Annotated in this window: 19 protein-coding genes and 1 riboswitch; of the genes, 11 read left to right on the plus strand and 8 right to left on the minus strand. The window is 32.9% G+C overall.

The features are described 5' to 3' along the window. The first annotated feature begins 32 nt into the window (after positions 1–32). Both ACXGSQ_RS09135 and ACXGSQ_RS09140 read left to right on the plus strand, forming a co-directional pair. Positions 33–284: a type B 50S ribosomal protein L31 gene (locus ACXGSQ_RS09135; RefSeq protein WP_092443965.1), complete on the plus strand. Its 252-nt coding sequence runs from the start codon at positions 33–35 to the stop codon at positions 282–284. Positions 285–433: 149 nt separating this feature from the next. Then, positions 434–1,609, plus strand: coding sequence for a GlmU family protein (locus ACXGSQ_RS09140; RefSeq protein ID WP_458625898.1), 1,176 nt, complete (start codon positions 434–436; stop codon positions 1,607–1,609). Between the two features lie 107 nt (positions 1,610–1,716). Here the strand turns inward: ACXGSQ_RS09140 and ACXGSQ_RS09145 are convergent, their stop codons facing one another. After that, the gene (locus ACXGSQ_RS09145) at positions 1,717–3,345 is read right to left on the minus strand and encodes an ABC transporter substrate-binding protein (RefSeq protein ID WP_458625899.1); all 1,629 of its coding nucleotides are present in this window, start codon (positions 3,343–3,345) and stop codon (positions 1,717–1,719) included. A gap of 45 nt (positions 3,346–3,390) precedes the next feature. Here ACXGSQ_RS09145 and mtaB point away from each other — a divergent pair, with 45 nt between their 5' ends. Further along, positions 3,391–4,728, plus strand: coding sequence for a tRNA (N(6)-L-threonylcarbamoyladenosine(37)-C(2))-methylthiotransferase MtaB (gene mtaB / locus ACXGSQ_RS09150; RefSeq protein WP_458625900.1), 1,338 nt, complete (start codon positions 3,391–3,393; stop codon positions 4,726–4,728). A gap of 78 nt (positions 4,729–4,806) precedes the next feature. Further along, positions 4,807–5,310 (plus strand): hypothetical protein, encoded by a 504-nt coding sequence (locus ACXGSQ_RS09155; RefSeq protein WP_458625901.1) that lies wholly within the window; start codon positions 4,807–4,809, stop codon positions 5,308–5,310. A gap of 75 nt (positions 5,311–5,385) precedes the next feature. On the opposite strand, the gene ACXGSQ_RS09160 is transcribed toward ACXGSQ_RS09155, so the two are convergent. Then, complete coding sequence (locus tag ACXGSQ_RS09160; protein WP_458625902.1) at positions 5,386–5,682, minus strand: N-acetyltransferase; 297 nt, start codon at positions 5,680–5,682, stop codon at positions 5,386–5,388. A gap of 161 nt (positions 5,683–5,843) precedes the next feature. Here ACXGSQ_RS09160 and ACXGSQ_RS09165 point away from each other — a divergent pair, with 161 nt between their 5' ends. From ACXGSQ_RS09165 to ACXGSQ_RS09180, 4 genes are all read left to right on the plus strand, one after another. Beyond that, the gene (locus ACXGSQ_RS09165) at positions 5,844–6,506 is read left to right on the plus strand and encodes an alpha/beta hydrolase (RefSeq protein WP_458625903.1); all 663 of its coding nucleotides are present in this window, start codon (positions 5,844–5,846) and stop codon (positions 6,504–6,506) included. A 137-nt stretch (positions 6,507–6,643) separates the two neighbouring features. Further along, a complete protein-coding gene (locus tag ACXGSQ_RS09170) occupies positions 6,644–7,597 on the plus strand; it encodes a lytic transglycosylase domain-containing protein (RefSeq protein ID WP_458625904.1) in 954 nt (317 codons plus the stop codon). A gap of 3 nt (positions 7,598–7,600) precedes the next feature. Further along, positions 7,601–9,049, plus strand: coding sequence for a cardiolipin synthase (cls, locus tag ACXGSQ_RS09175; RefSeq protein WP_458625905.1), 1,449 nt, complete (start codon positions 7,601–7,603; stop codon positions 9,047–9,049). Between the two features lie 90 nt (positions 9,050–9,139). Next, positions 9,140–9,235: riboswitch (SAM-I-IV-variant riboswitch) on the plus strand. 48 nt (positions 9,236–9,283) lie between these two features. After that, a complete protein-coding gene (locus tag ACXGSQ_RS09180) occupies positions 9,284–10,594 on the plus strand; it encodes a Na+/H+ antiporter NhaC family protein (protein WP_458625906.1) in 1,311 nt (436 codons plus the stop codon). Between the two features lie 7 nt (positions 10,595–10,601). Here the strand turns inward: ACXGSQ_RS09180 and ACXGSQ_RS09185 are convergent, their stop codons facing one another. Further along, positions 10,602–11,180 (minus strand): DUF2892 domain-containing protein, encoded by a 579-nt coding sequence (locus tag ACXGSQ_RS09185; protein ID WP_458625907.1) that lies wholly within the window; start codon positions 11,178–11,180, stop codon positions 10,602–10,604. A 172-nt stretch (positions 11,181–11,352) separates the two neighbouring features. Between ACXGSQ_RS09185 and rpmH the strand changes: the two genes are divergently transcribed. From rpmH to ACXGSQ_RS09200, 3 genes are all read left to right on the plus strand, one after another. Continuing rightward, on the plus strand, positions 11,353–11,514 hold the full coding sequence (gene rpmH / locus ACXGSQ_RS09190; protein WP_115809298.1) for a 50S ribosomal protein L34: 162 nt from the start codon (positions 11,353–11,355) through the stop codon (positions 11,512–11,514). 132 nt (positions 11,515–11,646) lie between these two features. Then, positions 11,647–14,502 carry a carbamoyl-phosphate synthase large subunit gene (carB, locus tag ACXGSQ_RS09195; RefSeq protein ID WP_458625908.1) on the plus strand — a complete coding sequence of 952 codons (2,856 nt, stop codon included), beginning with the start codon at positions 11,647–11,649 and terminating at the stop codon, positions 14,500–14,502. Positions 14,503–14,577: 75 nt separating this feature from the next. Then, the gene (locus ACXGSQ_RS09200; protein ID WP_458625909.1) at positions 14,578–14,928 is read left to right on the plus strand and encodes a T9SS type A sorting domain-containing protein; all 351 of its coding nucleotides are present in this window, start codon (positions 14,578–14,580) and stop codon (positions 14,926–14,928) included. 79 nt (positions 14,929–15,007) lie between these two features. Here ACXGSQ_RS09200 and ACXGSQ_RS09205 read toward each other — a convergent pair whose 3' ends face one another. From ACXGSQ_RS09205 to ACXGSQ_RS09225, 5 genes are all read right to left on the minus strand, one after another. Next, the gene (locus ACXGSQ_RS09205) at positions 15,008–15,556 is read right to left on the minus strand and encodes an acyl-CoA thioesterase (RefSeq protein ID WP_458625910.1); all 549 of its coding nucleotides are present in this window, start codon (positions 15,554–15,556) and stop codon (positions 15,008–15,010) included. Next, positions 15,549–16,265, minus strand: a complete 717-nt coding sequence (locus ACXGSQ_RS09210; RefSeq protein WP_458625911.1) for a DUF3307 domain-containing protein — start codon at positions 16,263–16,265, stop codon at positions 15,549–15,551. Before ACXGSQ_RS09210 ends, ACXGSQ_RS09205 begins: the two co-directional genes overlap by 8 nt. After that, complete coding sequence (locus tag ACXGSQ_RS09215) at positions 16,262–16,873, minus strand: HMG-box domain-containing protein (RefSeq protein ID WP_458625912.1); 612 nt, start codon at positions 16,871–16,873, stop codon at positions 16,262–16,264. Before ACXGSQ_RS09215 ends, ACXGSQ_RS09210 begins: the two co-directional genes overlap by 4 nt. 102 nt (positions 16,874–16,975) lie before the next feature. After that, a complete protein-coding gene (locus ACXGSQ_RS09220; RefSeq protein ID WP_458625913.1) occupies positions 16,976–18,364 on the minus strand; it encodes a DNA recombination protein RmuC in 1,389 nt (462 codons plus the stop codon). Between the two features lie 90 nt (positions 18,365–18,454). Then, entirely contained in the window at positions 18,455–19,249 is a 795-nt protein-coding gene (locus ACXGSQ_RS09225; RefSeq protein ID WP_458625914.1) for an ABC transporter ATP-binding protein, read from the minus strand.

A 19,249-nucleotide genomic window follows, 5' to 3' on the forward strand; every position in this document is an offset into this window, starting at 1 on the left:
CGAAAAATCGAATACATTTAAAGCATTTAGTGATGAAAGCAGGAATACATCCAGAAAATTATAGAGTAGTAGCGTTTAAAGATATGTCTAATGAAGAGGTATACTTAACAAAATCTACAGCAGATACAAATGAAACTATCGATGTAGATGGTACTGAATATCCATTAGTAAAATTGGAGATTTCAAGAACATCTCATCCTTTCTATACAGGTAAATCTAAATTGGTAGATACAGCTGGTCGTATTGACAAGTTTAAAAACAAATATGCTAAGTTTAAAAAATAAACTTCGCTTACTTATACATATAAAAAAGCCTTTCTGTTATCAGAAAGGCTTTTTTATTTTAAGCAATTAAGCTATTTTTGGTGTCACAATTAAGTTGAAGTTTAGAAAATGACACTTCTAACGATCAGCGTCTAACCTAAAACCTTACCATGAACTACATATTATTTGATGGTCCTTATCGTAATAATCTTTTACCATTTACATTTACAAGACCAGTTGCGGACTTAAGAGTCGGTATTTTAACGATACGCCAAAAATGGGAATCGTATATAGAATATACCACAACAACGGTTACAGAAGACTACTTGGCAGATAAGTTTCCTATGGTAGAAATGGAAAATAATATTATGATTAATGCTTCTTTTCTGCCTAATATGGAAGTTGTAGAAGTTGTAAAAAACCTAAATCATAATCAGGCTTTATTTAAAGGTGAAGATGTTATCGCCTTTTTTGTTAAAGAAGGTGAAGAAGTTAATGATTTTTCAACTTTTGACGCTATTGAGTTCGAAGGAGAGCTTTTAAAAATAGAACATACTTGGGATATTTTTGCCTTAAATGGTGATGCAATAATTGAAGATTTTAATTTAATTACAAAGGATAGACAGTCGCAACCAATACCTTCGACAATAAATACTATTAATCCCGAAAATATCTTTATCGAAAAGGGGGCTACTTTAAATTTTGCGACCTTAAATGCTAGTTCAGGACCAATTTATATTGGTAGAGATGCAGAAGTGATGGAAGGCTCTATGGTAAGAGGGCCTTTTGCGTTATGTAATAATGCAACCTTAAAGATGGCGAGTAAAATTTATGGACCAACGACTGTGGGACCTCATAGTAAAGTTGGAGGTGAAGTCAGTAATTCTGTGATTTTCGGATTCTCTAATAAAGGTCACGATGGCTTTTTAGGAAATTCAGTTTTAGGAGAGTGGTGTAACTTGGGGGCAGATACTAATACGAGTAATTTAAAAAATAATTACGCAGAAGTTAGACTTTGGGATTATAATACGGAGGGCTTTGCTAAAACAGGATTACAATTTTGTGGACTAATGATGGGAGATCACAGTAAATGTGGAATTAACACTATGTTTAATACAGGCACTGTTGTAGGAGTAAGCGCTAATATCTTTGGAAGTGGTTTTCCTAGAAATTTTGTGCCAAGTTTTTCTTGGGGCGGAAGTAAAGGTTTTGTAACTTATAAAACTGAGAAAGCTTTTGAGGTTGCAGAAGTTGTTATGGCAAGACGTAAAGAAGAATTTACCGACCAAGACAAAGCGATTTTAAATCATATTTTTGAAGAAACAAAATCCTATAGAAAAAACTAATACCATTTAAAAAGCAGAATTTACACGGCCGTTTATATTTTTTACAAGCCTTAGAAATTAGTTCTTAAAACCTCATTATCAAGTGTTGCTTTAAAACCGTTACGATTTTAATTATTAAGTTCACTTTTTTTGACGGATTTCAGTTCTAGTAAATTAGTAGCGTTAATGCCTAAACCCGTTACATTTTTCCGGGTAAATCTAACCACTTCATCATAAAACATAGGTACTATTGGAGCAGAAGCCATAATTAAAGAATCCATTTTAGTATATAGTGCTATGCGTTTGTTATAATTGGTTTCTAAATAAGCTGCTTCATATAGTTTATCAAAGGCTTCATTTTTAAAATGGGTGTAATTCGGACCGTTTGGCGCAAAGTTTTTGCTGTAGTATAAGGATAAATAATTTTCAGCATCTGGATAATCGGCAATCCAGCTTGCTCTAAAAAAATCGACTTGGCCATTGGCTTTGGCGTCTTTTAAACTTGAAGGAGGAATCACGTCAACATTCACCAATAAGCCTGTTTTTTGAAGCTCTCGTTGAATAAATTCACAAAAACTTAAGTAATTACTAGTTGTGGTTAGTGTTATTTCAGGATGTGTAATTCCTGTTTCAGCTTTAAATTCTGAGACCAATTGTTTTGCTAATTCAGGCTGATATTTAAAACCAATTGTGGCATCAAAACCAGGTAAACCTTTTGGAATGAATCCACCATTTGCCGGAATTCCGATACCATTTCGCAAATACACCATCATTTTATGACGATCAAAACCAACGTTAATGGCTTTTCTTAGTTTTAAAGATTGAATAGCTTTAACCTTGGTTTCCATAAAAAAAGCTAAATATTCAGTGTTGAGATAAGGACCACGTATCATTTTTACATCATTCGCGTAATTAGATTTTAACTGTCCGACTGTGGTTAAAATTTCATCTTTATACGAGCCATCTAAACCAGAGACAAAATCGATATTACCTTGGGCGAACTGAAGAAATTCACTCTGTTTATCGGGTAAAAACGTAATGGCAACAGCTTCAAGATAAGGTAAGGCTTGGCCTAAGGAATCGGTTTCAAAATAGTTGTTATGTTTTCTAAAGACTAATTTCAAATTTTCTTCCCAACGTTTAAACTTAAAGGGGCCAGTTCCAATAGGGTGTGATCTAAAATCATTACCATAATGGTCTACAATCTCTTTTGGGACCACAGAACAGTACTTCATGGTTAATAAGCCTAAAAACGCAGGAAATGCCTGTTTTAATTTAATCTGAAAAGTCGAATCATTAATTGCTGAAAAGTCTTCAACTTTATTTAAAACCCAACTTCCGGGTGAAGCAATGGCTTTATCTTTTAATCTGTTGAAACTATATTCAAAATCTGAGGCTATCGTTTTTCGGGTAGAATCCTTTCCAAACAATTCGTGTTTATGAAAAAATACATCATCTCGAAGCGTAAACGTATAGGTTGTTGCGCTGTCTGTAATAGTCCAATGTTTAGCAATGCAGGGTTTTACATTGAGTTGGTCATCCATTTGAACTAAACCGTTAAATAGCTGATGAGTTGCCCAAATGTCAGCTAAATCTTTAGAAAATGCAGGATCTAAAGAACCAATATTTTTATGTTCATTGTATCTAAAAACCAGATGGTCTAATGTTGCAGTTTCTTTTGATGTACATGAGCATACCATCAAAATTAATGCAATATTAAGCAATCTATTGAATAAGAATGGTGTGAGTTTTAGCATATAACTTATATGTTGTAAATTTGCCAACTTGGTAAAAGTACAAGAATGAATCCAACAAAAAAAGTCGCATTTTATACACTAGGTTGTAAACTTAATTTTTCTGAAACCTCTACAATAGCTAGAAGTTTTAAAGATGAAGGATTTGATCGTGTAGATTTTAAGGAAGCGGCAGACATTTATGTCATAAATACCTGTTCGGTAACAGAAAATGCGGATAAGCGTTTTAAGACAATTGTTAAACAAGCTCAAAAAAATAATCCAAATGCATTTGTGGCGGCTATAGGTTGCTACGCGCAATTAAAGCCAGAAGAATTGGCCGATGTAAATGGAGTGGATTTGGTTTTGGGAGCTACAGAGAAATTTAAGATTACCGATTATTTAAATGACCTCTCTAAAAATGATTTTGGTGAAGTACATTCTTGTGAAATTGAAGATGCCGATTTCTATGTTGGAAGTTATTCAATTGGAGATAGAACAAGAGCCTTTTTAAAAGTTCAAGACGGTTGCGATTATAAATGTACCTATTGTACCATTCCATTGGCTAGAGGGATTTCGCGTAGCGATACAATGACCAGTGTTTTGAAGAATGCTCAAGAGATATCAGAACAGGGTATTAAAGAAATTGTATTGACCGGTGTAAATATTGGCGATTATGGAAAAGGGGAGTTTGGAAATAAAAAACACGAACACACTTTTTTAGACTTAGTTACAGAATTAGACCAAGTTGAAGGGATTGAACGTTTAAGAATTTCCTCAATAGAACCTAACTTACTAAAAAACGAAACGATAGATTTAGTTTCAAATTCTAGAGCTTTTGTACCTCATTTTCACGTGCCTTTACAAAGTGGAAGCAATGCCATTCTTAAAAAGATGAAACGTCGCTATATGAGAGAATTGTATGTGGACAGAGTTTCAAAAATAAAAGAAGTTATGCCTCATGCTTGTATTGGTGTGGATGTTATTGTTGGTTTTCCGGGTGAAACGGATGAATTGTTTTTAGAAACTTATAACTTTTTAAACGCATTGGATATTTCGTATTTACATGTGTTTCAATATTCGGAACGCGATAATACAGAAGCCGCGCAAATGCCTGATGTGGTATCTAAAGCAAAACGAGCCAAACGCAGTAAAATGTTAAGGGGCTTATCTGCTAAAAAACGGCGTGCATTTTATGAAAATCAATTAAATACCAATAGAACAGTATTGTTTGAAGGAGAAAATAAGGAGGGCTATATTCATGGTTTTACAGAGAATTATGTAAAAGTAAAAGCTCCTTGGAATCCGGAATTGGTGAATACCCTAGAAAAAGTGCGATTAACGAAGATTGATGAAGATGGTTTGGTTCGTTTTGAATTTGAAGAAAACTTGACACTAAAGAGTTGAGCTTAACACGTTTTATTACAGCTTATTTTCCATGTTAAGTTATTTCGTTTTATATTTGGAGCCATTAATATTTCAACTTTGATTAAAAGATCCATAGCTTGTTCCCTTATTGGTTTATTAGGTTTTATAACATCGTGTTCAGATCGTAATGACCATCAAATTACTGGGGTTTGGTTATTAACAACACGAACCATTGATATACCTTTTGATGTTAATGAAGATGGTATAGCTCATACAAATCTTCTTGATGAAATCGATTGTAATGAACGAGAAACCTTAAGCTTTGATACCAATGGTATGATAACTTCTGGGAATGAATTTTCTAATACACTCAGGTTTTATAAAGAAGTTAATACCGGCCGTTATAAGCTTAATTCAGACTGCAATAGAGAGGGGATTATAAGTTTTGCTTCTACATATGATATAATAGAAGAAAACACGTTTAAAATTTCAAATAGAGTTTACGTTTTAAGTGACAATACGTTAACTACAGTGTATAAAGATGCCGTGGATATTTATAATGATGATTTTTCTGAGGTCTTAGAAACTAAAGACTTAAAATTAATTTACACAAAGCAATAACAGGTATTAAATTTAAATATTAAAAAACCCGAAACATTTAAAACGTTTCGGGTTTTTTAATATAACTTTTTTAAGTTATATACGAATACCTACAGGAAGCATACGTTTGTATTTTCTATTTCGCCTTACAAATTTTGCAATTTCAGGACTTGTTGGTACCACACTAATATTGCGTTCTTTAATGTTAGTAAAAACTAAATCAATAAAATCTAACTCAAATTCGTCCGTTCTAATAGTGTCAGGAATAATCATTTTAGTTAAGAAAATCTTTCGTTCTTGCAAAGAGTACTCGATAATAGCCAGTTCGTTCTCAACTTTTAATTCAAATTGACGCAGGAAATCATTGTCAATTAATTCAGCAGTTTCTGTCATAATTTTATATATTAAATTCGGCGGTCGGCAGTGTAGATACTATATTTTATATAGTTTTGCTGTGCAAAGGTACAAAAAATCAACGAATGTTTTAGGTTATCGATGTTAAAACCTTAAATTGTAATTAATTAAGACGTCCCAGAATTAAAGTTTTAAGACCTATGAATAGTGAATTAATCCATGTTTATTTAATGCCAGGAATGGCTGCAAACCCTACCATTTTCGAACATATTAAATTACCAGAAGAGGCCTTTGAAATTCATTGGTTAGAATGGCAAATTCCTGAGGCTAATGAAAGCCTTATTGCCTATGCCGAACGCATGTGTAAATTTGTAAAGCATGATAATGTCGTTTTACTTGGGGTCTCATTTGGCGGTATTTTAGTTCAGGAAATGAGCAAGTTTCTCAACCTTAAAAAATTAATTGTGGTTTCTAGCGTTAAATCACACCACGAGTTACCAAAACGATTAAAATTACTTAAGGTAACCAAAGCGTACAAAATACTACCAACGCAATTGGTTAGTAATATTGATTTATTGGCTAAATATGCGTTTGGTGAAACGGTAAAAAAACGCGTGGATTTGTATAAAAAGTACCTTTCTGTTAATGATAAGACTTATTTAGATTGGGCAATTAAGCAAGTGGTGTGTTGGAATCAAGAAGAACCGCATCCTAATGCAATCTATATTCACGGTGATAAAGATGCTGTGTTCCCTCATTCTTGCGGAGGAAATTGTATTGTTATTAAAGGCGGAACACATATTATGGTTATTAGTAAGTATAAATGGTTTAACGAAAATTTACCAAAACTTATTATGGCTTGAATTTGAATGGTGTTATTAGATTGATTACATTTATAAAAAAGAAAAATTATAAAACGAGACTGTTAAAGTTGTTGTTAATCAAAGGAGTAACAAAACGAAAATAGCTTGGGACATAAAAAACATTAAATTTCATAGACATGAAAATCATAAAAAATAGTTTAGCATTAATAGGTGTGATTTGTATATCGGGCTTGTTTATTTTTTCAATGCAAAAATCACCAGATGAAATGACTTTGCCAGATCATTTGTTGGGAAAAGAAGATCCTATTGTTAATAATTACAATGTATATGCACTAGAAATGCCAGATGATTTAAACTTTGCTGGTGAGGCCGTACCTGTTAACGATCCTGATATTTACGAGCGTATGGATAGAGAATTGTTAGTGAATACGTATTGGCAGTCTAATGGCCTTTTAATGTTTAAACGTGCTAAAAAGTATTTTCCAATTATAGAGCCAATTTTGAAGAAAAACGGTGTGCCAGATGATTTTAAGTATTTAGCAGTAATTGAAAGTGGATTAGTACCAACTGCAAAATCTCCTGCAGGCGCTAGTGGTGTATGGCAAATAATGGCAGCCACAGGAAAAGAAAATGGCTTAGAAGTAAATGCTAACGTCGATGAACGGTATAATTTAGAAAAAGCCACTGAGGTTGCTTGTGAATACTTGAAGAAAGCCAAAGAAAGTTTAGGGTCGTGGACCAAAGCTGCTGCTGCATATAATGCAGGAAATTTCGGCGTTTCAAGACGATTGAAAGAACAAGATGTTGAAGGGTATTACGACTTATTGCTGGGGGAAGAAACAGGCCGTTATGTTTTTAGAATTGTAGCTTTGAAAGAAATACTTTCTAACCCTGATAAGTATGGATTCAATTTTAATAAATCGCATTTATATAAAGACATACCAACTTATAAAGTTGAAGTTGATACTGCTGTTACTGATTTTTCTCAGTTTGCAAAGCAGTTCGGAATTAACTATAAAATTCTAAAACTTCATAACCCTTGGTTAAGAGAACCGCATTTAAATAACAGTTCTAGAAAATCGTATTTTATAGAAATTCCTGAGAAAGGGTATTACAACACCAATCCATAATTTTTGGAGTTTATTAAAAATCATATTTGGCAAGTTTTAATTGTTCTCAATTATACCATTGCCTTATCTGCGGTTGTAACTATTTTACTTAAAAAACTTAATCCCACAAAAGCATTAAGTTATATCATAGGCTTATTAGCGTTTCCATTTTTAGGAATAATTGTGTATTATTTTTTCGGACAAGAATACCGGAAGATTAAAATATTCAGTAGAAAAAATGTTCTAAATCAGTCTATTGTTAAGAAAATTCAAGAGGAACTAGAGCTAGATACCAAAGATATTAATGAAGTTGATGATTTACTCGATCAAAAATCAAAGTTAATTCCCTTATTATATAATAGCGAAAAATCGAAATTAACGATTAATAATGATGTAAGGCTTATTAAAAATGGTGACAACAAGTTTGCGCTGTTATTTAAAGATTTAAAGGAGGCAAAACATCACATTCATCTCGAATATTTTGTGATTAAGGATGACAAAATAGGTACTGAAGTGCTTAATTTGTTATGTAAAAAAGCAAGTGAAGGTTTAGAGATTAGAATTGTAATTGATGATGTAGGAAGTTCTATTTCGTCTAAAATGAAACGAAAATTAAAGGATTGTGGAGTAGAAATAGAAGCGTTTATGCCTGTTTTGTTTTCGAGATTTACTGGTCAGATGAATTATCGTGACCATCGCAAAATTATAGTCATTGATGGTAAAATTGGTTATGTAGGTGGAATCAATATTTCTGATAATTATGTCAATGCCAATAACGATAGGTATTGGAGAGATACGCATATTCGATTGGTTGGAGAAGCTGTAAAACCGCTTCAAATATTGTTTTTCACGACTTGGGATTTTGTTAATGGCTCAACATTAGAAATTTCTAAAGCCTATTTTCCAAAACACAATTCTAAGGCTAATGTGCCTCTTCAAATTGCTGCTAGTGGCCCAGATACAGATTGGTCTAATATTATGGAAGCTATTTTTGTTGCTATAACTAATGCTGAAGATCATATTTATATAACAACTCCTTATTTTATTCCTAATTCTGAAATTCTTACAGCACTTCAGGTGGTCTCTAGAAGTAATATTAAAGTAAAAATAATTGTACCAAAAACATCAGATTCATGGATTGCTGAATATGCCACAAATTCTTATTTAGAAATGCTCTTAGAAGCAGGGGTAGAGGTGTATCAATATACCAAAGGATTTATTCATGCAAAAACGATGGTTGTAGATGGGGTGTTTAGTACCATTGGAACTACTAATATGGACTACAGAAGTTTTAATATAAATTTTGAAGTCAATGCTTTAATTTACGATAAGAACATTAGTAGTGAACTCACACAATTTTTTAAGGATGATTTAAAGCATTGTGAAAAGTTAGAATTAAAATCCTGGCAGAATCGCTCTAAGCGTACAAAAATGATTGAAGCTACCGCACGTCTGATGGCACCGTTATTATAATTTATGGGTTTTATTCTTCTGTTTATAAGAATCAATTAACATAACGGTTAAGGGAGCTATAATTATATGTTCTATATTTGCGGACTTAAATAAAATTATCAAGAATCTCAAAAGGAGATAGCAACCTGCATTAACAAGCAAGGTGCTAAAATGATAAGCCAATACTTTGGAAAAAATGTTAACATAATTTTCTACCGTATTTGCTTTCGGTCTTCTTTTTTATGAACCCTAAGAATGAAAACCTCGAAAAATTCAACAGCAAATTTTACCGCATTAATTCCATTATTAGTCTTTGTATTGACCTTTTTAGGTATAGGAATCTATAAAGATGACTTTTATGTGTTACCAGCGCCAATAGCCGTTATAGTAGGTATTGTTGTGGCTTTCTTAATGTTTAAACAATCCATTGATTCTAAAATAAGAACGCTTTTAAAAGGTTGTGGTGATTATAAAATATTAACCATGTGTCTAATTTATTTGTTAGCAGGGGCATTTGCTGCAATTACAAAAGCCACAGGTAGTGTTGACGCCATCGTAAATCTTGGTATGGATTATATTGCTATTCAATATATCTATTTAGGTGTATTTGTGATTTCAGCTTTTCTATCCATTTCAACGGGAACTTCAGTAGGTGCAATAGTGACTTTAGCTCCAATAGTAGTTGGTTTTTCTAGCCAAGGTGATATATCGTTAGCGATTCTTTGTGGTGCATTATTAGGCGGATCTATGTTTGGTGATAATTTATCTGTAATATCAGATACAACTATTGCAGCAACACAGTCTCTCGATTGTAAAATGAGTGATAAGTTTAAAGAAAATATTAAAATAGCGCTTCCTGCAGCATTAATTACAGTAGTGATTTTAGCAGTTCAAGGATTTAATTTAAATTCTAGTGCTTTAGAAGACGTCATATATCAGTATTCTGTGCTGAAAATAGTACCTTATGTATTAGTTATTCTATTATCTGTCATAGGAGTTAATGTATTTGTTACGCTTTTTTTAGGAATCATTTCTGCAGGTATTCTGGGGGTTTTTGATGGTGACTTTAGCCTTATGGAATCCACAAGAATTGCATATACAGGGTTTACTAACATGACAGAGATATTTTTACTATCGCTATTAACCGGAGGCTTGGCTGCTTTGGTAGAAAAAAATGGTGGTATAGATTATATTTTAACTAAAATTAAAGTTTTTATAAAAAGTAAAACGTCTGCTCAATTTGGAATTGCAGCATTGGTGAGTACCATAAATATGGCTATTGCAAATAATACCGTATCTATAATTATAACGGGGGCCATTGCAAAAACAATTAATGATGACTATGGTTTAAATAACCGAAAAACAGCTTCAATTTTAGATATTTTTGCCTGTATAACGCAAGGGATACTTCCTTATGGAGCGCAGGTATTAATGATTCTGAGCTTTTCAGAAGGGAGAATAGATTACTTTGATTTAATGCAAAACACGTGGTATCTGCTTATCTTATTTGTCTCAACAATGTTAGTAATAAGCTTTCAACCAGTATATCTAAAAAAGAAAGTATAGTAGAAATTTAGCGTCTACTTCTTCTATTTTGTCTTGCAGATGTTGGCTGACCGTATTGCTGTTTTGGAATAGAAGCTTTTTTCATTTGATCCTTCATCATCTTGATTTGTTCCGCAAGCATATCTCGTTTGTCTAATTTTTGAGCTTCAGCTAAAAGTTTTTGAGCTTCTGGTTTTCTGCGTTTAGAAAAAGCAATTCCAGCTAAATTCAATTTTGCCATTGCTAAATCATGGTCCATGGATAGACCTAAACTAATCGCTTTCTTAAAATAAGCTTCAGCTTCGTTCATATTGGTTTGTGAAACCATAATTCCATTAAGGTAGTTCAAATAACCTTGTTGTTTTTTGACTAAGGCGCTTTCAGGGTTCTTTATTTTGTCTAACCATTTTTTAGCACCAACAAAATCTTGTTTCCTTAATTTTAAAAATGAAAGTAAAATGATTTCATTCTTAAAGTAAAGAAAAATGAATATCGTAGATAGTAGGAGGTACATTATTCCATTACCAATATAACCTTCAGTGAATTGATATATGCCGTAACCTATAATTAATGCGGCAATGACTAATTTTATATTTTTATTAAACATATTTCTGTGTATTTTTGCAGAGCGCAAAGATAATAAAATCTAAGAGTTTAAAATCTATTCAAAAATTTTCTTTTGCTTCTTGCTAAAGTGAAAACTTGTTGTATATTTGCACGCAGTTTTGAGAGACCTCTCAATGTTCAAAAAAGATTATTAGTTTATAAAAATATAAGACATGCCAAAAAGAACGTTTCAACCGTCAAAGAGAAAAAGAAAAAACAAGCACGGTTTCAGAGAAAGAATGGCTTCTGTTAACGGAAGAAAAGTTTTAGCACGTAGAAGAGCTAAAGGAAGAAAGAAATTGTCTGTATCTACAGAAACAAGACATAAAAAATAATGATTAACAATTGTTAATATATTAGGGCGTTACTTAGGTGTAACGCCTTTTTTTGTATCCTATTGATAACTATTTTTGCACCTGCAAATGCGATATGGAACACATTTGCAATTTCACTAAACATAAAGTCTCATGCCAAAAAACAACAACATCAAATCTGTTTTATTGATCGGTTCAGGTCCTATTGTAATTGGGCAAGCCTGCGAATTTGACTATTCTGGGTCTCAAGCACTGCGATCATTAAGAGAAGACGGGATTGAAACCATCCTTATTAATTCTAACCCAGCAACAATTATGACTGACCCTACTATGGCAGATCATGTGTATTTGTTGCCATTAACTACAAAATCTTTAATCCAGATTTTAAAAGAGCATCCGCAGATTGATGCTGTTTTGCCTACTATGGGTGGGCAAACAGCTTTAAATCTTTGTATTGAAGCTGATGAAAAAGGAATTTGGAAAGATTTTAATGTAGATATTATTGGTGTAGATATTGACGCCATTAATATTACTGAAGATAGAGAACAATTTAGAGAACTCATGTTGAAAATTGGTGTTGGTATGGCACCTCAAGCAACTGCTACTTCGTATCTTAAAGGAAAAGAAATAGCACAAGAGTTTGGTTTTCCATTGGTTATTAGAGCATCATACACCTTAGGTGGTGAAGGAGCTTCTTTTGTATTTAAAGAAGACGATTTCGATGAATTATTAACACGTGGTTTGGAAGTCTCTCCAATCCATGAAGTAATGATTGATAAAGCTTTAATAGGCTGGAAAGAATACGAACTCGAATTATTACGTGATAAAAACGACAATGTCGTAATTATTTGTACGATTGAGAATATGGATCCGATGGGAATTCATACAGGTGACTCAATAACATTAGCACCAGCAATGACCCTATCTGATAAAACTTTTCAGAAAATGCGAGATATGGCCATCCATATGATGCGTAGTATCGGTGATTTTGCAGGTGGTTGTAATGTTCAGTTTGCTGTGAGTCCTGATGACGAAGAAGAAATAATCGCCATTGAAATTAATCCGCGTGTATCACGTTCATCAGCATTAGCGAGTAAAGCAACGGGGTATCCTATTGCTAAAATAGCATCGAAATTAGCCATTGGTTATAATTTGGATGAATTAGATAATCAGATTACAAAATCAACGTCAGCTTTATTTGAACCTACTTTAGATTATGTTGTTGTAAAGATTCCTCGTTGGAATTTTGATAAATTCGAAGGGTCAGACCGCACATTAGGGTTACAAATGAAATCGGTAGGTGAAGTGATGTCTATTGGTCGTTCGTTTCAAGAAGCTTTACATAAAGCGACACAATCATTAGAAATTAAACGTAATGGTTTAGGTGCAGATGGTAAAGGGTATAAAGATTATGATACTGTAATTGAGAAATTAACTTTCGCCAGTTGGGATCGTGTATTTGTTATTTATGATGCGATTGCTATGGGAATTCCTTTGAGTCGTATTCACGAAATCACAAAAATAGACATGTGGTTTTTAAAGCAATACGAAGAATTATTTCTACTTCAAAAAGAGATTTCTACCTTTAAAATCGATACCATTGAACGTGAGTTATTGCTAGAAGCCAAGCAAAAAGGCTATGGAGATAGACAAATAGCACATATGTTGGGGTGTTTAGAAAGTGAAGTTTATAACAAACGAAGCGAACTTAATATTAATCGTGTATTTAAATTAGTAGATACTTGTGCTGCTGAGTTTAAAGCGCAAACACCATATTATTATTCCACTTTCGAAAGTGAAGTAGAAACAGCAGATGGTAAAGTTTATGTGCAAAACGAAAGTATCGTTTCAGATAAAAAGAAAATCATTGTTTTAGGTTCGGGACCCAACCGAATAGGACAAGGTATTGAGTTTGATTATTGTTGTGTACATGGTGTTTTAGCCGCTGCAGAATGTGGTTATGAAACTATAATGATTAACTGTAACCCTGAAACGGTGTCAACGGATTTTGATATTGCTGATAAATTATATTTTGAGCCTGTATTTTGGGAACATATCTATGATATTATTCAGCATGAAAAGCCAGAAGGTGTTATTGTACAATTAGGTGGACAAACCGCTTTGAAACTTGCTGAAAAATTAGAGCGTTATGGTATTAAAATTATGGGAACCAGCTTCCAATCTTTGGATTTAGCTGAAGATAGAGGTAGTTTTTCAAACATATTAAAAGAGAATAATATTCCTTATCCTGAATTTGATGTTGCAGAATCAGCAGATGAAGCTTTAGCAATTGCAGATGTTTTAGATTTTCCAATTTTAGTAAGACCTTCTTATGTATTAGGAGGGCAAGGGATGAAAATTGTTATTAATAGACAAGAGCTAGAGTCTCATGTTATTGATTTATTAAAATCAATTCCTGGAAATAAATTGTTATTAGATCATTATTTGGATGGAGCTATTGAAGCAGAAGCTGATGCCATTTGTGATGCCGATGGTAATGTTCATATCATAGGTATTATGGAACATATTGAACCTTGTGGTATTCACTCTGGTGATAGTAACGCCTTATTACCAGCCTTTAATTTAGGCGATTTAGTGATGCAACAAATTATAGACCATACTCATACCATTGCAAGAGCATTGCATACTATTGGGTTAATTAATATACAATTTGCTATAAAAGATGATATTGTATACATTATTGAAGCCAATCCTAGAGCGTCACGTACCGTTCCTTTTATTGCAAAAGCCTATAAAGAACCTTATGTAAATTATGCAACTAAAGTTATGTTGGGAGAGAAAAAAGTAACCGATTTTAACTTTAATCCGCAACTTGAAGGCTACGCTATTAAGCAACCAGTATTCTCATTTAATAAGTTTCCTAATGTGAATAAACAATTAGGGCCAGAAATGAAAAGTACAGGTGAAAGTATCTTATTTATAGATAATTTAAAGGATGATCAGTTTTATGATTTATATGCAAGAAGAAAAATGTATTTAAGTAAGTAATGGCATAGTTTTCGATAAAGCGTAAGTGTTATTCACTAATAATTATTAACTTAGCATAGATTAATGCCTACTTATATGAAACTGAAATTACTTTTTTTAATATTTTTTATTGCAGCCTATTCGTTTGCTCAGGTGTCACCTGGTCAGGTAAATGATGTTGAAACAGGCTTAAGTGCTGTTGAAATTCAAAATAATGAATTCACTATTGCACCTAATCCTGCTAAAAATAAATTGAATATTAAATTGCAAAACAGAAACGAAGATTTAAAATTAGAAGTCTTTGATGTCTTAGGAAAACGAGTTTATAAAGGTGTAATTACCAAATTGGAATCATCAATTGATGTTTCTAATTGGAAAAGTGGTGTGTATTTGGTTAGATTAAGCGACGATACCGTCACACAAACGAAACGATTTATAAAACAGTAATTGCAATACAGTTTATACAAAATTAAAAAGCGACTAATCTAATTAGTCGCTTTTTGTGTTATACAGGGGTTCTTGATGTTTAATGACTATCAGGTAACTCAATCTTAACTCTGTAGTTTTTTAATTCGCTTAGATAATCTTCAAAAGCAAAATTGATATCGTTAAACTCTTTTTGTCTAGATGCCTTGGTTTCCATACGTTTTATGGCTTTCAAAAAGCGCATGACTTCCGTTTTATCGTTTATAATTAAACCCGGGACTTCATTAGATTGGCCGTCTTCATTCTTGGCAACCATAGAAAAATAGGAAGAATTACAATGTTTTATCTTACCTGTTTGGATGTGTTCAGATTCTACACGTATGCCAATGACCATAGATGTTTTTCCAACATAATTAACAGAAGCTTTCATGGTGACGAGTTCACCGACCTCAATAGGATTTATAAAATCGACCGTATCAACAGATGCCGTCACGCAATACATTCCAGAATGTTTAGAGGCACAGGCAAAGGCAATTTGATCCATAAGATTTAGTATAAAACCACCGTGGATTTTACCGCTAAAGTTAGAATGTGATGGTAGCATTAGTTGTGAAATGCTAATTCTTGAAGAATCTATAGTTTTATACATAAGCTTTAAAATTTAGGAAAAGTAAACTTGTTATTATAGCAATACCAAAGCTAATAAGCGTACCGATGAGTATATATTCGGTGAGTTTTCGTTCTTTAGAAGCGGTTAAATTTCCAAACCTAAAAACCGATTTAGCTGTTATTAAAAAACCTACGGCTTCCCAATGGCCTAAAACGACAAAGACAAATACTAAAAGGCGTTCTAAAACACCAATATAGGTGCCAGCATCTTTTAAGGATTCATTGTCTTTGGTCAGTTTTGAAATGTTCCATTTAGAGAAAATGGTTTTCATTATGATAGATGTCGGTGTGGTTAAAAAGGCAACACAAATTACTAAGAGTAGAAGCTGAGCATCTAAGGTTAGTGAGAGATTAAAATCATCAGGATATAGAATTGCTGTTAATCCAAGGATTGAAATGATATGGAATAACTGATCTAAAAAAAAGTATAATCGTTTTGTTTTTTTACGTTGAAGTATAAGTTTTAAGCCATCGATGATTAGGTGTAACAAACCAATACCTAATATTAATGGAGTGTATGATAAATCCCAAACGAATAAAAACATTAAGGCCAAATGCACTGCCACATGTATATAAAGCCAAGCAGATTTTAGTTTTTTCTTTTCTTTATGTTTTACCCACTTTAGAGGTTGAAGAAAGAAGTCTCCAATGAGGTGTGCCATAAAAAGTTTTAAAATGATTAGCATCATAATTGGTTTATTTTCTGTCTATATAAATGGTCTAATTCTAGAATCTCATCTAAATACGCTCGTTTTTGGCGTTTACTTACGGCATCTTGACTTATGCCAATGAGCTTAGCGAGGTCCGATTGAATCATATTGGGGTGTTCTATGCTAAGTTTTATAATTTCTGCAGAGTTTACCGTCCAATTATCCATGGCAATTAAAGCAAGTTTAAAATAAAGATTAAGCTCTGTATTTAACACGTCGCTATTGGTCTTAAGTTTTAAGTTGACTTTCTCTTTTTTTAAGGTTTCAAGGGTTTCACCAGAATATATAAAGGCTTCACCATTAGATTCACTTACCGTTTTACCTTGATAGGTTTTGTCTCCAATACCAATGGCAAGGCGTACATCTAAACCTTTTATCATTTTAATACAAGCTTTTAAATATACAGCATATTTAAAACTGTTGAGCGCGTCACTACATTCAATTTGAAAGCTATCGCCTCTGTAGATTTCGTAGTCAGAAGTGCGCGTAGATAGTGTGCTTAAAGCCGTTTTTAAGGTGTTTAACCATAAACTTTGACTCGTTGCTTCTCGAGATTTAATAATATCACCAGTAATTATACTTGTCATATATTCTTATATTATATTCAAATATATGCCTTAAAAACGGAATAATCTAATTTATGCCTTTATTGTGGCATATTTTAATTTATGCCTTTAAATAGGACTATTTTATAAATCATCTTCCGTAGCACGTTTTATAATACTTTCCGGAAGCGATTTTTTGGCTTTAGCTCCCATTTTTTTTATCTTTTCGACACGCGAAATAAGATTACCTTTTCCGTCTACTAATTTATTCATTGCGGCAGAATAGTCACTTTTGGCAGCATCAATTTTTTTGCCGACACCAGTTAAGTCCGTAACTAAACCTTCAAATTTATCATAGAGTGCACCTGCTTGTTTTGCAATTTCTAAAGCATTTTGTTGCTGCTTTTCGTTATTCCACATGGAATCTATGGTACGTAAGGTTGCTAAAAGGGTAGAAGGCGTAACAATGACTATGTTTTGTTCAAAAGCTTTATTATAAAGTGAATTATCTTCATTTATAGCCACAGCAAAAGCAGGTTCAATAGGAATGAACATCAATACAAAATCCGGTGATTCAATATCATATAAATCTTGATAATTTTTAGCAGAAAGCTGATCGACGTGTTTTTTTATAGAATTAACATGCGCTTTTAAAAAGATGGGACGTTGGTCTTCTTCAGCATTTACAAACTGCTCGTAAGCGGTTAAGGATACCTTAGAATCGATAATCATTTTTTTAGAATCCGGTAGATGTAACACCACATCTGGCATCACACGAGAACCATCTTCGCGCTGAAAGTTTTGTTGTACAAAATACTCTCTATCTTTCTCAAGTCCAGATTTTTCTAAAACACGCTCTAAGACTAATTCGCCCCAATTTCCTTGCGTTTTACTATCACCTTTTAACGCTCTAGTAAGATTTGTGGCTTCTTTAGCCATGATTTGGTTAAGGTCTTTAAGCCCTACTAATTGCTCTTTTAAAGCCGAGTGCATGCTGATACTTTCCTTTTGCGTATCATCAACTTTTTTCTCAAAAAGTTGTATTTTTTCTTGTAAAGGATTTAATATGTTTTTGATGTTCTCTTTATTCTGAAGTGTAAATTTTTCAGATTTTTCATCTAATATCTTAGTAGCCATTAATTCAAAATCTTTTCGCAATTGCTCTTGTTGTAAGATGAGTTCTTCGTCGCGTTTGAGGTTGGCTTTTTCAAGATTTTCGTATTCCGAATTACGTCTAGAAAGTTCCGTATTTAAAAAGTCTTTTTCTCGTCTAATCGCTTCACGTTCAATTTCAATTTTAGAAATTGTCTCTTTTAATTCCGTTAATTGTTGCGTGAAATACTGATTCTGTTTTTGGTTTTCAGTTTCGGAATAGGTCTTGAATTCATTGAATTGTTGCTGAAGATTAGCATTACGCTCTTCTAAAGTACTCTTGTCACTTTTACTCTTTAATTGAGAAAATTTGAGACTAATAAATGCTCCAATACCTGCGGAAACAAGTATAGCGATAAAAAGAATGATAGTGTCGTTCATAGTTGAAAATGGAAATTTTTCAAAGATAATTTATAAAAAGGAAATTGAAGTTGAAAATGAAAATGAAATCGAACTGAGGAAATAGTAAATCTATTTCGTCACTCTAAAGCTTCCTGTTTTATCATCAAAAACAATCAAATCCTCTGGAAAAAGGGAGTTGAAAACACCATCTGAAATTAATTTACAAGGCTGATCGCAAACCACTTCATTCTTTCGCATTACAATCATAGTATCACAAAGTTGAATGGCTAAATCAATTTCATGTGAAGAAAATAAAATCGTTTTACCGGTTTCTTTGGTTAGCTTTTGAAGTAGTTTCAAAATGTAAGCTTTATGATACATATCGAGATGCGACGTGGGTTCATCTAAAACAATAATAGCTGTATCTTGAGCCAAAGCACGTGCAATCATTACTTTTTGTAGCTGACCATCACTAAGCTCGTAACACTTTTTGTCTTTTAAATCTGAAATATTCACAAGCTTTAAAGCGTTGTTTATAATTGAGGTATCATTTTCAGTTAGGTTGCCAATCCAATTGGTATACGGATGCCGTCCTAAAGCAACAAGCTCAATAACCGAAAGATTTTTAGACGCTAAGGGTTCTGTTAATACAATACTCAGTTGTTTAGCAAGCTCTAAAGTGGTGGTGGTTTTAAGGTCTTTATCATTAAGACGTATAGAACCCGATAATTCTGGCTGCACTTTAATTAGTGTTCTTAATAAGGTTGATTTACCAATGCCATTTGCTCCAACTAGGCCAATTAATTGTCCTTTTTGCAATTCAAAATTTATATTTGAAGCAATAACAGTTTCAGCTTTTTTGGTTTTATAACCTATTGAAAGTTGTTCTGCTTTAAGGATGATATGTGATGTCTTTGTCGTCAT

The sequence above is a fragment of the Winogradskyella sp. PC D3.3 genome (genome assembly GCF_054366245.1).

Bases quoted from the DNA above. Each gene is read 5' to 3' on its own strand.
- carB (WP_458625908.1), top strand. From the start codon at position 11,647: ATGCCAAAAAACAACAACATCAAATCTGTTTTATTGATCGGTTCAGGT.
- ACXGSQ_RS09145 (WP_458625899.1), bottom strand. From the start codon at position 3,345: ATGCTAAAACTCACACCATTCTTATTCAATAGATTGCTTAATATTGCA.
- ACXGSQ_RS09200 (WP_458625909.1), top strand. From the start codon at position 14,578: ATGAAACTGAAATTACTTTTTTTAATATTTTTTATTGCAGCCTATTCG.
- ACXGSQ_RS09225 (WP_458625914.1), bottom strand. From the start codon at position 19,249: ATGACGACAAAGACATCACATATCATCCTTAAAGCAGAACAACTTTCA.
- ACXGSQ_RS09160 (WP_458625902.1), bottom strand. From the start codon at position 5,682: ATGACAGAAACTGCTGAATTAATTGACAATGATTTCCTGCGTCAATTT.
- ACXGSQ_RS09170 (WP_458625904.1), top strand. From the start codon at position 6,644: ATGAAAATCATAAAAAATAGTTTAGCATTAATAGGTGTGATTTGTATA.
- ACXGSQ_RS09205 (WP_458625910.1), bottom strand. From the start codon at position 15,556: ATGTATAAAACTATAGATTCTTCAAGAATTAGCATTTCACAACTAATG.
- ACXGSQ_RS09140 (WP_458625898.1), top strand. From the start codon at position 434: ATGAACTACATATTATTTGATGGTCCTTATCGTAATAATCTTTTACCA.
- mtaB (WP_458625900.1), top strand. From the start codon at position 3,391: ATGAATCCAACAAAAAAAGTCGCATTTTATACACTAGGTTGTAAACTT.
- ACXGSQ_RS09210 (WP_458625911.1), bottom strand. From the start codon at position 16,265: ATGATGCTAATCATTTTAAAACTTTTTATGGCACACCTCATTGGAGAC.
- rpmH (WP_115809298.1), top strand. From the start codon at position 11,353: ATGCCAAAAAGAACGTTTCAACCGTCAAAGAGAAAAAGAAAAAACAAG.
- ACXGSQ_RS09165 (WP_458625903.1), top strand. From the start codon at position 5,844: ATGAATAGTGAATTAATCCATGTTTATTTAATGCCAGGAATGGCTGCA.
- ACXGSQ_RS09215 (WP_458625912.1), bottom strand. From the start codon at position 16,873: ATGACAAGTATAATTACTGGTGATATTATTAAATCTCGAGAAGCAACG.
- ACXGSQ_RS09135 (WP_092443965.1), top strand. From the start codon at position 33: ATGAAAGCAGGAATACATCCAGAAAATTATAGAGTAGTAGCGTTTAAA.
- ACXGSQ_RS09180 (WP_458625906.1), top strand. From the start codon at position 9,284: ATGAAAACCTCGAAAAATTCAACAGCAAATTTTACCGCATTAATTCCA.
- ACXGSQ_RS09220 (WP_458625913.1), bottom strand. From the start codon at position 18,364: ATGAACGACACTATCATTCTTTTTATCGCTATACTTGTTTCCGCAGGT.
- ACXGSQ_RS09185 (WP_458625907.1), bottom strand. From the start codon at position 11,180: ATGTTTAATAAAAATATAAAATTAGTCATTGCCGCATTAATTATAGGT.